We start from the raw sequence: 14,269 nt of genomic DNA on the forward strand, positions 1-14,269 counted from the left end.
TATGGCGCATGTTTTTTAGGGCTTTGGCGGTAATTTGTTGTAAATCAAGCTGGCGCTTGTGGGCTAAATTCGCTATATATTGATCACAATCGTGAAACGCAAAGAAGGTTAATCAAAATCCTGTTTATTGTATGGGTGTTGCGGCGTAATATATTTACGGAAATCGTATGGTATTTTTTTAACGTATTTGTAAACTTCTTTCTTTAAGAGTGAGTTAAGTACATTCTCATCTATGAGGAAGCAAATGTTTTCTATTGGGGCATGCCTTGCAGAACATCTTTTTTGTTCTGTGTCTGGAGTCTTCATGTGAAGAGCAAGGAGTCAGGATGTTTGATATCGTCGAACTGTCGCGTTTACAGTTTGCCTTGACCGCGATGTACCACTTCCTTTTTGTGCCGTTAACGCTGGGTATGGCGTTTTTGTTGGCCATAATGGAAACGGTATATGTGCTGACAGGTAAGCAAATCTATAAAGATATGACCAAATTCTGGGGCAAGTTGTTTGGTATCAACTTTGCGCTGGGGGTCGCAACGGGTCTGACTATGGAGTTCCAGTTCGGAACGAACTGGTCTTATTATTCTCATTACGTCGGTGATATTTTCGGCGCGCCGCTGGCTATCGAAGGGTTGATGGCCTTCTTCCTGGAATCCACGTTTGTCGGCCTGTTTTTCTTTGGCTGGGATCGCCTGGGTAAAGTACAGCACATGGCGGTAACCTGGCTTGTAGCGCTGGGCTCCAACCTGTCTGCATTGTGGATCCTCATCGCCAACGGTTGGATGCAAAACCCGATTGCCTCAGACTTTAACTTTGAAACCATGCGCATGGAGATGGTCAGCTTTGCCGACCTGGTTCTCAACCCGGTTGCGCAGGTGAAATTTGTTCATACCGTGGCCTCTGGCTATGTGACTGGCGCGATGTTCATTTTGGGCATCAGCGCATGGTATATGTTGAAAGGGCGCGACATGGCGTTCGCGAAACGCTCCTTTGCCATCGCCGCCAGCTTTGGTATGGCGGCTGTGCTTTCCGTCATTGTGCTTGGCGATGAATCCGGCTATGAGATGGGGGATGTCCAAAAGACCAAATTAGCCGCGATTGAAGCTGAATGGGAAACGCAGCCGGCGCCAGCCGCCTTTACGCTGTTCGGCATCCCGGATCAGGAAAAGCAAAGAAACGACTTCCAGATTCAGATCCCCTACGCGCTGGGGTTGATCGCCACCCGTTCAATAGACAAGCCGGTTATTGGCCTTAAAGATCTGATGGTGCAGCATGAAGCGCGTATTCGTAACGGTATGCAGGCGTATCACCTGCTTGAAGCGTTGCGTAACGGCTCCACGGATCAGACAGTGCGCGATAATTTCAACGCTGTGAAAAAAGATTTGGGCTACGGGCTGTTGCTTAAGCGCTACACGCCAAACGTTACCGATGCCACAGAAGCGCAGATCAAGCAGGCGACGAAAGACTCTATTCCAAGCGTGTTGCCGCTTTACTTCGCGTTTCGCATCATGGTGGCCTGCGGCTTCCTGCTGCTCATCATTATTGCCGCTTCTTTCTGGACGGTTATACGCAACCGCATAGGCGAAAAGAAATGGGTGCTGCGCGCCGCGCTGTTCGGCATTCCTCTGCCGTGGATAGCGGTAGAAGCAGGTTGGTTTGTGGCTGAATATGGCCGCCAGCCCTGGGCAATCGGTGAAGTGTTGCCGACTGCCGTGGCGAACTCCACGCTGACTGCAGGCGATCTGATCTTCTCGATGGTTCTCATCTGCGGCCTTTATACGCTGTTCCTGGTGGCTGAGTTGTTCCTGATGTTCAAATTTGCCCGCCTTGGCCCAAGCAGCCTGAAGACCGGTCGTTATCACTTTGAGCAAACCAGCGCTCAGCCGGCACGCTAAGACAGGAGTCGAGAAATGATCGATTATGAAGTATTGCGTTTTATCTGGTGGCTGCTTATCGGCGTTTTGCTGATTGGTTTTGCCGTCACCGATGGTTTTGATATGGGTGTTGGTATGCTGACCCGCTTTCTCGGGCACAGCGATACTGAACGGCGCGTAATGATCAACAGCATCGCTCCGCACTGGGATGGTAACCAGGTATGGCTGATTACCGCCGGCGGCGCGCTGTTCGCCGCCTGGCCGATGGTGTATGCCGCCGCGTTCTCGGGGTTCTATGTCGCAATGATTCTGGTGCTGGCCGCTTTGTTCTTCCGCCCGGTGGGTTTTGACTACCGTTCGAAGATAGAAGACGCCCGCTGGCGCAATATGTGGGACTGGGGCATTTTCGTAGGCAGCTTCGTGCCGCCGCTGGTGATTGGCGTGGCTTTCGGCAACCTGTTGCAGGGCGTGCCGTTTAGCGTGGATGAATATCTGCGTTTGACCTACACAGGCAACTTCTTTCAGTTGCTGAACCCGTTTGGCCTGCTGGCCGGCGTGGTGAGTGTGGCGATGATTTTGACGCAGGGCGCTACTTATTTGCAAATGCGCACCACCGGCGAACTTCGTCTGCGTACCCGTACAACCGCGCAGATCTCTGCGCTGGTCATGATGGTGTGTTTTGTGCTGGCTGGTGTTTGGGTGGTTTACGGTATTGATGGCTACGTAGTGACGTCAACGCTGGATACCCATGCTGCGTCTAACCCGTTAATGAAAGCGGTCGCGCGTCAGCCCGGCGCATGGCTTGCGAACTTTAACAATATGCCGGCGTTGTGGGCTATCCCTGCGTTGGGCGTGGCGTTGCCGCTGCTGACCGTGCTCTGCTCGCGTATTGAGCGTGGCGCGTGGGCGTTTGTGTTCTCTTCGCTGACGCTCGCCTGCGTGATTCTGACGGCGGGCATTGCGATGTTCCCGTTCGTTATGCCGTCCAGCACAATGATGAACGCCAGCCTGACGATGTGGGATGCCACCTCCAGCCAGTTGACGCTAAACCTGATGACCTGGGTCGCTGTCGTATTTGTACCCATTATCCTGGCCTACACCGCCTGGTGTTACTGGAAAATGTTTGGGCGTATCACCAAAGCGCATATTGAAAGCAACAGCAACACTCTGTACTGAGTGAGGAGATAAGCATGTGGTATTTTGCATGGATACTGGGAACGCTGCTGGCCTGTGCCGTTGGGGTATTAACCGCGCTGGCGATTGAGCAAGCCGAGTCTCGTAACAACGGATGAATAAAATTATTGCAACGCTTTACGCGGTAATGGATAAGCGCCCTTTAAGGGCGCTTTCCTTAGTCCTGGCGCTGCTGCTCGCAGGGTGTATTTTCTGGGATCCGTCGCGCTTTGCGGCGAAAACCAGCGCTCTGTCAGTGTGGCACGGTTTTTTGTTAATGTGGGCGGTTTGCGCGGGCGTTATTCACGGTGTGGGATTCAGGCCTGCGGCGCTGCGCTGGCAGGGTTTTTTCTGTCCGCTTATCGCTGACCTGGCGTTGATTGCTGGCCTGATGTTTTTCTTTTTCCAGGCTTTTGCGCCTTCTGTTTATGGGTCAGGCTGACCCATAAATATTTATCTTTCCCTTCCTTCCTCCCATTCCAAACCCCGATTTGCTTGCGTATAGTAGCTACGTTTATTTGGCATGCCGGGATGTAGAGTGAGCACGATGTTGTTTCGATGGCCGGTTCGGGTCTACTACGAAGACACCGATGCCGGCGGCGTGGTTTATCACGCCAGCTATGTCGCTTTCTATGAGCGAGCGCGCACAGAAATGCTACGCCATCACCACTTCAGCCAGCAGGCGTTGCTGGAGGAGCGAGTGGCGTTCGTGGTGCGCAGGATGACGCTGGACTATTTCGCACCAGCCAGGCTGGACGATCTGTTGGAGATTCAGAGCGCAATAGCCTCTATGCGTGGTACTTCGCTTGTGTTTTCACAAAAAATTGTCAACGCCGACGGTAAAGTTCTCAATCAGGCCGAGGTACTTATCGTTTGCGTTAATCCGACCATTATGAAGCCCAGAGCGCTTCCTGAGTCCATCGTCGCGGAGTTCAAGCAGTGACTGATATGAATATCCTTGACTTGTTTTTGAAAGCAAGTCTGCTGGTCAAACTCATCATGTTGATTTTAATTGGTTTTTCTATTGCATCATGGGCGATTATTATTCAACGTACGCGTATACTGAATGCTGCGGGGCGTGAGGCCGAGGCCTTTGAGGATAGGTTCTGGTCCGGTATTGAACTGTCGCGTTTGTATCAGGAAAGCCAGGGACGCCGGGAGCACCTCGGCGGTTCAGAGCAAATCTTCTATGCGGGTTTCAAAGAGTTTGCCCGCCTGCACAGGGCGAACAGCCATGCGCCGGAAGCCATTGTTGAAGGGGCGTCGCGCGCTATGCGTATCGCCATGAACCGTGAGCTGGAAAACCTTGAAACGCATATTCCCTTTCTTGGCACAGTCGGCTCCATTAGCCCCTATATCGGCCTGTTTGGCACTGTCTGGGGTATTATGCACGCCTTTATCGCGCTGGGCGCAGTGAAGCAGGCGACGCTGCAAATGGTGGCGCCGGGTATTGCCGAAGCGCTGATTGCGACGGCAATTGGCCTGTTTGCCGCTATCCCTGCCGTTATGGCCTATAACCGGCTCAACCAGCGCGTAAATAAGCTGGAACTGAATTACGACAACTTCATGGAAGAGTTTACGGCGATTCTGCACCGCCAGGCTTTCAGCGCCAGCGAAAGCAATAAGGGGTAAAACATGGCCAGAACACGCAGACGGGGCCGGCGCGAACTGAAGTCAGAAATTAACATCGTTCCGCTGCTGGATGTGCTGCTGGTGCTGTTGCTTATTTTTATGGCGACTGCGCCCATTATCACGCAAAGCGTGGAAGTGGATCTGCCGGATGCGACCGATGCTAAAACGGTAAGTACGAATGACGAACCACCAGTGATTGTCGAAGTCGCAGGCGTCGGTCAGTACAGTATTGTCGTTGGCAAGGAGCGTATAGAGCAGCTACCGCCTGAGCAAGTCGCCGCGCAAGCGCAGCAGCGTCTGGAAGCAAACCCCAAAACGGTATTCCTGATTGGCGGTGCGAAAGATGTGCCCTACGACGAAGTGATTAAGGCTCTTAACCTGCTGCATCAGGCAGGCGTGAAGTCGGTCGGGTTAATGACTCAGCCGATTTGATAACGAGCTGAACAGTTTTGGGGAACCAGGGTGTCTAAGGTAACCGAAGAAAATGCAAAGCTAAAGCGGGCGATCGCAGTCTCTGTCGCGCTGCACATCGTGCTGATAGCGCTGCTGGTATGGAGTTCATTTGACGAACACATCGACGCCAGCGCGGGCGGCGGCGGCGGTTCGATCGACGCTGTGATGGTCGATCCGGGCGCGGTTGTTGATCAGTACAATCGTCAGCAGGATCAGCAGGCAAGCGCCAGGCGTGCCGCTGAACAGCGGGAAAAGCAGGCGCAGCAGCAGGCTGCGGAGATGCGTGAAAAGCAGGCTGCGGAACAGGCGCGTTTAAAACAGCTGGAAAAAGAACGGCTGGAGGCGCAGGAAAAAGCTCGGCAACAGAAAGCGGAGCAGCAAAAACAGGCCGAAGAGGCAGCCCTGCGCCTTCAGGAATTGCAAAAGCAGGCCGCAGAAGCCGCCGCGGCCAAAGCGCAGGCTGAGGCGCAGGCAAAACAGGCGGCGGCGCAGGCAAAGAAAGAAGCTGAAAAAGAAGCGGCCAAAGCGGCGGCCGAGGCGCAGAAAAAAGCGCAACAGGAAGCGGCAAAAAAAGCCCGGCAGGAGGCCGAACAGAAGGCGGCTGAAGCCGCGAAAAAGGCCGCAGCCGAAAAGGCGGCTGCCGAGAAAAAAGCCGCCGCGGCGAAGAAAGCTGAAGCGGCGAAGAAAGCTGAAGCGGCCAAAAAAGCGGCGGCGGAGAAAGCCTCCGCCTCTGGCGTGGACGATCTTATCGGCGATCTCAGTTCGGGTAAGAATGCGCCGAAAACCGGCGGTGGCGCAAAGGGAAACAATGCCGCTGCGGCGGGGACAGGGAATAATAAGAACAACGGCGCGTCTGGCGCGGAAATAAACAGCTATGCCGCGCAAATTAAAGCCGCTATTGAGAGCAGGTTCTATGATGCCTCCTCCTATGCCGGTAAGGTTTGTACGCTGCGTATTAAGCTTGCGCCGGATGGGCTGCTTTTGAGCGTGCAGTCCGAGGGGGGCGACCCTGCGCTTTGCCAGGCGGCGCTGGCTGCGGCGCGACAGGCGCGTATGCCTAAACCACCGAGCCAGGCGGTCTATGAGGTCTTTAAAAATGCGCCGCTGGACTTTAAGCCGTAGCGCTTTTCTCTGCCGGCATGGGGGAAAAGCGGCTACGCTATGGACACGGGAAGCGCGTATTGTAATTTTCATATAATTAACATTCTGCTATACCCAATGTTTCAGGAAGGGGGCGAGGTATCGCTGTGCGGGAAACCTGTATCGCACAGCGGATGCGCAGCCGGTTTAGCCTGAATATGCTGAGGTACAGATTATCGAAGGCCCCGGGCCTGGATAAGGGAGATAAGATGAAGCAGGCATTACGAGTTATAGTCAGTTTTCTGATGTTATGGGCGGCGATTGCGCACGCAGAAGTCCGTATCGAAATAACCCAGGGGGTGGACTCCGCGCGTCCTATCGGCGTTGCGCCATTTAAATGGGGCGGGCAGGGCGCCGCGCCGGAAGATATCGGTGCTATCGTCTCTTCTGATTTGCGCAATAGCGGTAAATTCAACCCGTTGGACAGGGCGCGTTTGCCGCAGCAGCCGGGTTCCGCTCAGGACGTTCAGCCTGCGGCGTGGTCTGCGCTGGGCATTGATGCCGTTGTCGTCGGGCAGGTAACGCCCAATGCCGATGGCAGCTATACCGTCGCTTACCAACTGGTCGATACCGGCGGCGCGCCAGGCACCGTATTGGCGCAGAACTCGTATAAAGTAAATAAGCAATGGCTGCGTTATGCTGGCCATACAGCCAGCGACGAAGTGTTCGAAAAACTCACCGGTATCAAGGGCGCGTTTCGTACCCGTATTGCCTATGTGGTGCAGACTAACGGCGGCCAGTTCCCTTATGAACTGCGCGTTTCTGACTACGATGGTTATAACCAGTTTGTCGTTCACCGCTCCACCCAGCCTCTTATGTCGCCGACCTGGTCGCCAGATGGCGGCAAGCTTGCCTATGTCACTTTTGAAAGCGGCCGCTCTGCGCTGGTTATCCAGACGTTGTCTAACGGCGCCGTGCGCCAGGTGGCGTCGTTCCCGCGCCACAACGGCGCGCCGGCCTTTTCGCCGGATGGCAGCAAACTCGCTTTTGCATTGTCAAAAACGGGCAGCCTGAATCTGTATGTTATGGACATCGGTTCCGGCCAGATTCGCCAGGTAACCAATGGCCGCAGCAACAACACAGAGCCGACCTGGTTCCCGGATAGCCAGAACCTGGCCTTTACCTCCGACCAGGCGGGCCGCCCTCAGGTGTATAAAGTGAATGTTAACGGCGGAGCGCCACAGCGTATAACCTGGGAAGGGACGCAGAACCAGGATGCCGATGTAAGCTCTGACGGTAAATTTATGGTGATGGTCAGCTCCAGCGGGGGCAAACAGAACATTGCACGACAGGATCTGGTCACGGGGGGCGTACAAATGCTGTCGTCCACGTTCCTGGATGAAACGCCGAGTCTGGCGCCGAATGGTACGATGGTTATCTACAGCTCTTCTCAGGGAATGGGATCGGTGCTGAACCTGGTTTCGACCGATGGGCGATTTAAAGCGCGTCTTCCGGCAACGGATGGGCAGGTTAAATTCCCGGCCTGGTCGCCGTATCTCTGATAACAATGAAATAATGAGTTAAGGATCTAAACATGCAACTGAATAAAGTGCTGAAAGGGCTGATGCTGGCTCTGCCTGTTATGGCTATCGCGGCCTGTAGTTCCAACAAGAGCGCCGATAGCGATCAGAACGGCGCTGGCGGTATGCTGGGCGCGGGTACGGGTATGGATGCAAACGGCAACGGCGGCAATATGTCTTCAGATGAGCAGGCGCGCCTGCAGATGCAGCAACTGCAGCAGAACAACATTGTTTACTTCGGCTATGACAGCTACGATGTTAGCTCTGAATTCGCTCAAATGTTAGACGCGCATGCGGCTTTCCTGCGTAATAACCCGTCTTACAAAGTGACAATTGAAGGCCATGCTGACGAACGCGGCACGCCGGAATACAACATCGCCCTGGGCGAACGCCGCGCTAATGCGGTCAAAATGTACCTACAGGGTAAAGGCGTATCTGCCGATCAGATAGCCATCGTATCCTACGGCAAAGAAAAACCCGCAGTACTGGGTCATGACGAAGCGGCTTACGCCAAAAACCGTCGTGCCGTACTGGTTTACTAAGAGAATGGCATGAGCGGTAACTTCAGAGTCTCCCTGTTGAGCCTGTTGTTACTGATTGGCGCAGCGGCCCCTTCCGGGGCCGCTCATGCCCAGGCGTCAATCAGTAGTGTCGGCTCCGGCACGGTCGAAGATCGTGTCACCCAGCTTGAACGTATTTCGAACGCACACAGCCAGCTTTTAACCCAGCTTCAGCAGCAGCTCTCTGCTAACCAGTCCGATATTGATAGCCTGCGTGGGCAAATCCAGGAAAATCAGTATCAGCTTGGGCAGATTCAGGAACGTCAGCGACAGACTTTGTTGCAGATAGAGAACCTGAACGCTGAAGGCGCTGGGGCGCAAACGCGCAGTAGCGGCGCGCAGGCTAACGGCACGCCAGCGCCAGCAGCCGCTGGCGCTGCGGCCGCAGGGCAGGCGGTGCAGAGCGGCGATGCTAACTCGGACTACAACGCCGCATTTGCGCTGGTGCAGGATAAGTCGCGCCAGGATGACGCTATCAAGGCGTTTGAGCGTTTTGTTCAGAAATATCCTGATTCCACCTATCAGCCCAATGCTCATTACTGGCTCGGGCAACTGAGTTATAACAAAGGGGATAAGGACGGCGCGGCGCATTACTTTGCCACCGTGGTAAAGAACTGGCCAAAATCGCCGAAGGCGCCGGATGCCATGTATAAAGTTGGCGTTATTATGCAGGCTAAAGGCGATAGCGCGAAAGCGAAAGCGGTTTACCAGCAAGTTATCGTGAAGTATCCGGGTACCGATGCCGCCAGGCAGTCGCAGAAAAAACTTGATGCGCAATAAGTGGATGCGGCCAGGCCGGATACGCTGTTTTTCTGGTCTCGACGCATGAAACCTGACCGGTCAGGCGCTGATTATTAAAATTGTTGTTGCGCCAGATTCTCAAACCAGTAATATATGCCGCCGTTGCCGGGGCTTAAGGCGTTTAGCCTGAACCGGTAAAAAGTGGGTCGTTAGCTCAGTTGGTAGAGCAGTTGACTTTTAATCAATTGGTCGCAGGTTCGAATCCTGCACGACCCACCACTTAAGCTTTAGTATTGCAGTGGGTGATTAGCTCAGTTGGTAGAGCATCTCCTTTACACGGAGGGGGTCGGCGGTTCGAGCCCGTCATCACCCACCACTTCGGGTCGTTAGCTCAGTTGGTAGAGCAGTTGACTTTTAATCAATTGGTCGCAGGTTCGAATCCTGCACGACCCACCACTTCGAAGACGCGTATTGCCCCTTTGCGGGTCGTTAGCTCAGTTGGTAGAGCAGTTGACTTTTAATCAATTGGTCGCAGGTTCGAATCCTGCACGACCCACCAGTGTAAAAAAGCGCCCTGAAGGCGCTTTTTTGCTATGGGCAATGGCTGATGATTCGAACCTGCAGCAGGTTCGAGCCGAACGCAGTGAGGCAACGCAGCCGCTTTGCGGCAAGGCCCGAAGGGTGAGGCGAAGCCGAATCATCCTGCACGACCCACCAGTGTAAAAAAGCGCCCTGAAGGCGCTTTTTTGCTATGGGCAATGGCTGATGATTCGAACCTGCAGCAGGTTCGAGCCGAACGCAGTGAGGCAACGCAGCCGCTTTGCGGCAAGGCCCGAAGGGTGAGGCGAAGCCGAATCATCCTGCACGACCCACCAGTGTAAAAAAGCGCCCTGAAGGCGCTTTTTTGCTATGGGCAATGGCTGATGATTCGAACCTGCAGCAGGTTCGAGCCGAACGCAGTGAGGCAACGCAGCCGCTTTGCGGCAAGGCCCGAAGGGTGAGGCGAAGCCGAATCATCCTGCACGACCCACCAGTGTAAAAAAGCGCCCTGAAGGCGCTTTTTTGCTATGGGCAATGGCTGATGATTCGAACCTGCGTTAGCGTTGATCACAGTCGGATGCGACTTCGGGCAATGCATGCTTTCCGCCACCCCCCCACGCTTTACGCAACACGCCCCTGGGCCGACCCGCTATGCCTCGACGGCTGACTTTGTTAAAGCCTGAAATATCAGACGACAACAGACAGGCAATCGGCTATCTTGTTTAGCATACAAAACAAAGCGCACGGTCATCCCGCAGAATGAGCGTTAATTTTTCATTTTCGTTAAGCAAGGCAAACGAGACAGTAATGAGTATGATATTCGATCCGCAGGCCGCTATTTATCCCTTCCCGCCTAAACCACTGCCTGTGAATGTCGATGAAAAGCAAGCCCTTCGTGAGGACATTAAGCGCCTGCTGAAGGCCCGCAATGCTGTTATGGTGGCGCATTACTATACCGATCCGGACATTCAGGCGCTGGCGGAGGAAACCGGCGGCTGTGTGGCCGACTCGCTTGAAATGGCGCGCTTCGGCGCCAGCCATCCGGCGACTACAATGCTGGTCGCCGGCGTGCGTTTTATGGGCGAGACGGCAAAAATTCTCAGCCCGGATAAAACAATACTGATGCCGACGCTGGAAGCGGAGTGTTCGCTGGATCTCGGCTGCCCGGAACAGGCATTCAGCGCGTTTTGCGATGCGCATCCCGATCGTTGCGTGGTGGTTTACGCCAACACGTCGGCTGCGGTTAAGGCCAGGGCGGACTGGGTGGTGACATCCAGTATTGCCGTAGAGTTGATTGATCATCTGGACGCCCAGGGGAAAAAGATCCTCTGGGGGCCGGATCGCCATCTTGGGCGCTATGTACAGCGCCAGACCGGCGCAGATGTGCTTTGCTGGCAAGGGGCGTGCATTGTCCACGATGAATTCAGAGCCCAGGCGCTGGCGCGCATGAAGGCGATGTATCCCGATGCCGCGGTGCTGGTGCATCCCGAATCTCCACAACAGGTTGTCGAGCTGGCCGATGCGGTAGGTTCCACCAGTCAGCTTATCGCGGCCGCGCAGCGCCTGACGCAGCGGCGGATAATTGTCGCCACCGATCGCGGCATCTTCTACAAAATGCAGCAGGCTTGCCCGGATAAAATGCTTCTGGAAGCCCCCACTATGGGCGAAGGCGCCACCTGTCGCAGTTGTGCGCACTGCCCCTGGATGGCGATGAACGGCTTACGGGCCATTGCCGATGCCCTGAATCAGGGCGGGGCGGGCCATGAAGTGAACGTAGCGGCCAATTTGCGTGACCGGGCGCTAATTCCGCTCAACAGAATGCTCGACTTTGCTGCTACACTTCGCCTTCGACTAAGCGGTAACGCATAATACAGCCTGGAGTAAATATGGATTTTTTTAGCACCCAAAACATCCTTGCGCATATCCCGTTGGGCGCTGGTGGGTACGATTTATCATGGATAGAAGCCGTTGGTACGCTGGCTGGCTTGTTATGCATCTGGCTGGCAAGCCTTGAGAAAACAAGTAATTACGCTTTTGGGCTGATTAACGTGACGCTGTTTGCCATTATCTTTTTTCAGATTCAGCTTTACGCCAGCCTGCTGCTACAGCTTTTTTTCTTTGTTGCCAACCTCTATGGCTGGTACGCCTGGTCGCGCCAGAGCGATGCCCATCAGGCATTGCTGCATATTCGTTGGTTACCCCGCTCTAAAGCGCTTGGCTGGCTGGCGGTATGCGTTGTTGCAATTGGGTTGATGACGCTCTGGATTGACCCGGTATTTGCTGTGTTGACCCGCGTAGCGGTAGAAATCATGCAGGGTATGGGGATTGATGTCGCGTTACCGACGCTACAGCCCGACGCCTTCCCGTTCTGGGACTCGACAATGATGGTGCTGTCAATTGTGGCGATGATACTGATGACGCGTAAATACGTTGAAAACTGGCTGCTGTGGGCGGTCGTTAACGTTATCAGCGTTATCATATTCGCGCGACAGGGCGTGTGGGCGATGTCTCTGGAATACCTGATACTGTTGTTTATTGCGATTAATGGCAGCAGAATGTGGATAAAAAGCGCGCGAGAGCGAGGCTCGCGCGCGCTGGCGCGTTAATGATGATGCCCGTGATGGCTGCCGCAGTCATGGAGATCGCATTCGTGGCCGTCGCAGCCGCGGTATTCCATCTGGACGGTTGCGTGCGCAATCTGATATTCGTGCATAAGAAAATGGTGGATGCGCTCAAGCAGCGCGTCATGATCGTGTGGCGGAACGACCAGCACATGCATTGTCATAACCGGTTTTTCACCCACCATCCACAGGTGTACGTGGTGAACGTTGCGCACCTCCGGAAGGGCTGCCGTTAGCTTGCGCTTGAGCGCGGCAATATCTATCGCGCCAGGCGCGCCTTCCAGCAGTTCATTAATGCTTTCTTTGAGCAGCCGCCACGCGCTGCGCAGCACCAGGCAGGAGACAAACACCGACAAAATGGGGTCGATGGGAGTCCAACCCGTCCAGAGTATGATCAGGGCGGCTAAAATCGCGCCCACCGATCCCAGCAGATCGCCCATAACGTGCAGCGCAGCGGCGCGCACGTTCATATTTTTTTCATCCTCGCCCCGGTGGAGGATCCAGAAGACGAAGATATTCGCCATCAGCCCGGCGAAAGCGATAACCAGCATCGTCGTACCCACCACCGGCTGTGGCTGGTAAAAACGCCGGATAGCTTCCCAGACAATCAGGACCGTGATGAGCACCAGCGCAACGGCATTCACAAATGCGGCAAGCGTGGTAAGGCGCAGCCAGCCAAACGTGTGGCGCGCGTTGGCCGGGCGGCGCGCGAAATGGACGGCCAGGAGCGCCATGAAGAGCGCTGCGGCATCGGTAAGCATATGTCCGGCGTCTGCCAGCAGCGCGAGCGAACCGGAAATCAGGCCGCCGATAACTTCGAGCGCCATAAAAGCGGCGATAACGATAACGGCAATGAGCAGCCGACGTCGGTTGCCATCTTTTTTTTCAGGTAAAACGGCGTGGGAGTGCGTCATAGGGATCCGTGAAGCAAAACAAAGATGCAAATATTATGATGCTGTATTGCCGATTAATAAACGATTGCTATTAACAGGGTTATCCTGCTCCCGCTGAGGCCGTTGCCAAACCCCGTTGTGTGGGGCAGCCATGAATATCAGGAAGAAACCAGCAAAAACATCTCCGTTGTTCCAAATTGTTGACAAAGAAGGGAAAAACGGTTTTTTCCTTCTTTGTGGTAAGCAGGCGAAAATTAATGCTTTGATTTTTCTTATTTTTTATTGTTTTTCATCCATCTTGTCCGCGACAGGATAGGGTTTGTCAGTAGTCTTAAACATCTCCGTTGTTTGTGAAAGATATACCAAAGCGGGAAAAGCGATGCTTTTGCCCGCCCTGGCATCAATCTGCGCAGAGCATGTTTTGTTCCCCGGCCCTGCGGGGCGCATGCGAAAAAACCGCTAACTGCGTTGTTGGGCTTGAACAGAGGGCCACTCTGCCCTGCGCTCTGCGCCTTGCCAGCGAGTTTTTCGCTCAGCGCCAGCATCATGAGATTTAAGCGACACAGCCTAGTATGTTGTGCTGTCCGTTTTACGTTGAACCGGCGTGGTGCCGTTTTGCGTTTCGACTTTTTTATTGGTGTCCGGACAACGACCGTCTTTGCACATTGTATTTTTATGTACTTCATCGCTGGTCATTCCATCGCCGGAAAGCGTGGCGCCGTCGCCTGAGGTATTGCCGGTCTGATTGGTGTTTACAGAACCGCTGTTAATTTGACTATTATCGAGGTTTTTCGGCGGCAGATTTTCATGCGCGCCAGGAGCCGGCAGGCCAGCATCAGCCGCGGCATTCGCCTGCCCGTTATTATTTGCTGCGGCTAATGCCGCACCGCTGCTGAGCATCAAAATCAGACTAAAAAAAACGCCTGTCGGTTGCTTCATAAGGTGCTCCTGTCAGTATTTAACATTCGGCGGCCACCAGGCCTTGAGAGAGGAATCGCAGTGGCGAAGGTGTATACCACTAACCCCGTGATTTCCGGCAAAAAATTTCCGCAACGCGGTATGTCGCATAAAACACTTTTTTTGCGGTTTGTTGCAGGATTAATCTTTGTAAATTGTAGCCCTGATCTC

General features: G+C 54.3%; 15 protein-coding genes, 4 tRNA genes and 3 other RNA genes. 20 read left to right on the forward strand and 2 right to left on the reverse strand.

The window, feature by feature from the left end:
* The first annotated feature begins 326 nt into the window (after nucleotides 1-326).
* The 20 genes from cydA to pnuC all read left to right on the forward strand — a co-directional run bounded on the left by cydA (nucleotide 327) and on the right by pnuC (nucleotide 12,233).
* Nucleotides 327-1,889, forward strand: a complete 1,563-nt coding sequence (gene cydA, locus JJB97_RS03905) for a cytochrome ubiquinol oxidase subunit I (protein WP_238712515.1) — start codon at nucleotides 327-329, stop codon at nucleotides 1,887-1,889.
* 15 nt (nucleotides 1,890-1,904) lie between these two features.
* Entirely contained in the window at nucleotides 1,905-3,044 is a 1,140-nt protein-coding gene (cydB, locus tag JJB97_RS03910; RefSeq protein ID WP_238712517.1) for a cytochrome d ubiquinol oxidase subunit II, read from the forward strand.
* Nucleotides 3,045-3,058: 14 nt separating this feature from the next.
* The gene (gene cydX, locus JJB97_RS03915) at nucleotides 3,059-3,160 is read left to right on the forward strand and encodes a cytochrome bd-I oxidase subunit CydX (protein ID WP_238712519.1); all 102 of its coding nucleotides are present in this window, start codon (nucleotides 3,059-3,061) and stop codon (nucleotides 3,158-3,160) included.
* Complete coding sequence (gene ybgE / locus JJB97_RS03920; RefSeq protein WP_238712520.1) at nucleotides 3,157-3,483, forward strand: cyd operon protein YbgE; 327 nt, start codon at nucleotides 3,157-3,159, stop codon at nucleotides 3,481-3,483. The genes cydX and ybgE overlap by 4 nt, the downstream gene beginning before the upstream one ends.
* Before the next feature lie 96 nt (nucleotides 3,484-3,579).
* Nucleotides 3,580-3,984, forward strand: coding sequence for a tol-pal system-associated acyl-CoA thioesterase (gene ybgC, locus JJB97_RS03925; RefSeq protein WP_238712522.1), 405 nt, complete (start codon nucleotides 3,580-3,582; stop codon nucleotides 3,982-3,984).
* The gene (gene tolQ, locus JJB97_RS03930; RefSeq protein ID WP_238712524.1) at nucleotides 3,981-4,673 is read left to right on the forward strand and encodes a Tol-Pal system protein TolQ; all 693 of its coding nucleotides are present in this window, start codon (nucleotides 3,981-3,983) and stop codon (nucleotides 4,671-4,673) included. Before ybgC ends, tolQ begins: the two co-directional genes overlap by 4 nt.
* Before the next feature lie 3 nt (nucleotides 4,674-4,676).
* Nucleotides 4,677-5,105, forward strand: coding sequence for a colicin uptake protein TolR (tolR, locus tag JJB97_RS03935; RefSeq protein ID WP_238712526.1), 429 nt, complete (start codon nucleotides 4,677-4,679; stop codon nucleotides 5,103-5,105).
* Nucleotides 5,106-5,135: 30 nt separating this feature from the next.
* The gene (gene tolA / locus JJB97_RS03940) at nucleotides 5,136-6,248 is read left to right on the forward strand and encodes a cell envelope integrity protein TolA (RefSeq protein ID WP_238712528.1); all 1,113 of its coding nucleotides are present in this window, start codon (nucleotides 5,136-5,138) and stop codon (nucleotides 6,246-6,248) included.
* Nucleotides 6,249-6,475: 227 nt separating this feature from the next.
* Complete coding sequence (tolB, locus tag JJB97_RS03945) at nucleotides 6,476-7,768, forward strand: Tol-Pal system beta propeller repeat protein TolB (RefSeq protein WP_238712529.1); 1,293 nt, start codon at nucleotides 6,476-6,478, stop codon at nucleotides 7,766-7,768.
* A gap of 32 nt (nucleotides 7,769-7,800) precedes the next feature.
* On the forward strand, nucleotides 7,801-8,328 hold the full coding sequence (gene pal / locus JJB97_RS03950; RefSeq protein WP_238712531.1) for a peptidoglycan-associated lipoprotein Pal: 528 nt from the start codon (nucleotides 7,801-7,803) through the stop codon (nucleotides 8,326-8,328).
* Between the two features lie 9 nt (nucleotides 8,329-8,337).
* Entirely contained in the window at nucleotides 8,338-9,126 is a 789-nt protein-coding gene (gene cpoB, locus JJB97_RS03955; RefSeq protein ID WP_238712533.1) for a cell division protein CpoB, read from the forward strand.
* Between the two features lie 164 nt (nucleotides 9,127-9,290).
* Nucleotides 9,291-9,366 (forward strand) — tRNA-Lys (locus tag JJB97_RS03960).
* Between the two features lie 21 nt (nucleotides 9,367-9,387).
* Nucleotides 9,388-9,463 (forward strand) — tRNA-Val (locus JJB97_RS03965).
* A 4-nt stretch (nucleotides 9,464-9,467) separates the two neighbouring features.
* A tRNA-Lys gene (locus tag JJB97_RS03970) sits at nucleotides 9,468-9,543 on the forward strand.
* A 27-nt stretch (nucleotides 9,544-9,570) separates the two neighbouring features.
* Nucleotides 9,571-9,646, forward strand: a tRNA-Lys gene (locus JJB97_RS03975).
* A 31-nt stretch (nucleotides 9,647-9,677) separates the two neighbouring features.
* Nucleotides 9,678-9,804: non-coding RNA, RtT sRNA (locus JJB97_RS03980), on the forward strand.
* 31 nt (nucleotides 9,805-9,835) lie between these two features.
* A non-coding RNA gene (locus JJB97_RS03985) (RtT sRNA) lies at nucleotides 9,836-9,962 on the forward strand.
* A gap of 31 nt (nucleotides 9,963-9,993) precedes the next feature.
* Nucleotides 9,994-10,120, forward strand: a non-coding RNA gene (locus JJB97_RS03990) — RtT sRNA.
* 314 nt (nucleotides 10,121-10,434) lie between these two features.
* Nucleotides 10,435-11,496 (forward strand): quinolinate synthase NadA, encoded by a 1,062-nt coding sequence (gene nadA, locus JJB97_RS03995; protein ID WP_238712535.1) that lies wholly within the window; start codon nucleotides 10,435-10,437, stop codon nucleotides 11,494-11,496.
* Nucleotides 11,497-11,513: 17 nt separating this feature from the next.
* Complete coding sequence (gene pnuC, locus JJB97_RS04000) at nucleotides 11,514-12,233, forward strand: nicotinamide riboside transporter PnuC (protein WP_238712537.1); 720 nt, start codon at nucleotides 11,514-11,516, stop codon at nucleotides 12,231-12,233.
* Here pnuC and zitB read toward each other — a convergent pair.
* Nucleotides 12,230-13,168: a CDF family zinc transporter ZitB gene (gene zitB / locus JJB97_RS04005; RefSeq protein WP_238712630.1), complete on the reverse strand. Its 939-nt coding sequence runs from the start codon at nucleotides 13,166-13,168 to the stop codon at nucleotides 12,230-12,232. The genes pnuC and zitB overlap by 4 nt on opposite strands.
* A gap of 540 nt (nucleotides 13,169-13,708) precedes the next feature.
* On the reverse strand, nucleotides 13,709-14,080 hold the full coding sequence (locus JJB97_RS04010) for a YbgS-like family protein (RefSeq protein WP_238712539.1): 372 nt from the start codon (nucleotides 14,078-14,080) through the stop codon (nucleotides 13,709-13,711).
* Nucleotides 14,081-14,269: the final 189 nt, after the last annotated feature.

It is taken from the genome of Tenebrionibacter intestinalis (assembly GCF_016632365.1).
GTDB lineage: Bacteria > Pseudomonadota > Gammaproteobacteria > Enterobacterales > Enterobacteriaceae > Tenebrionibacter > Tenebrionibacter intestinalis.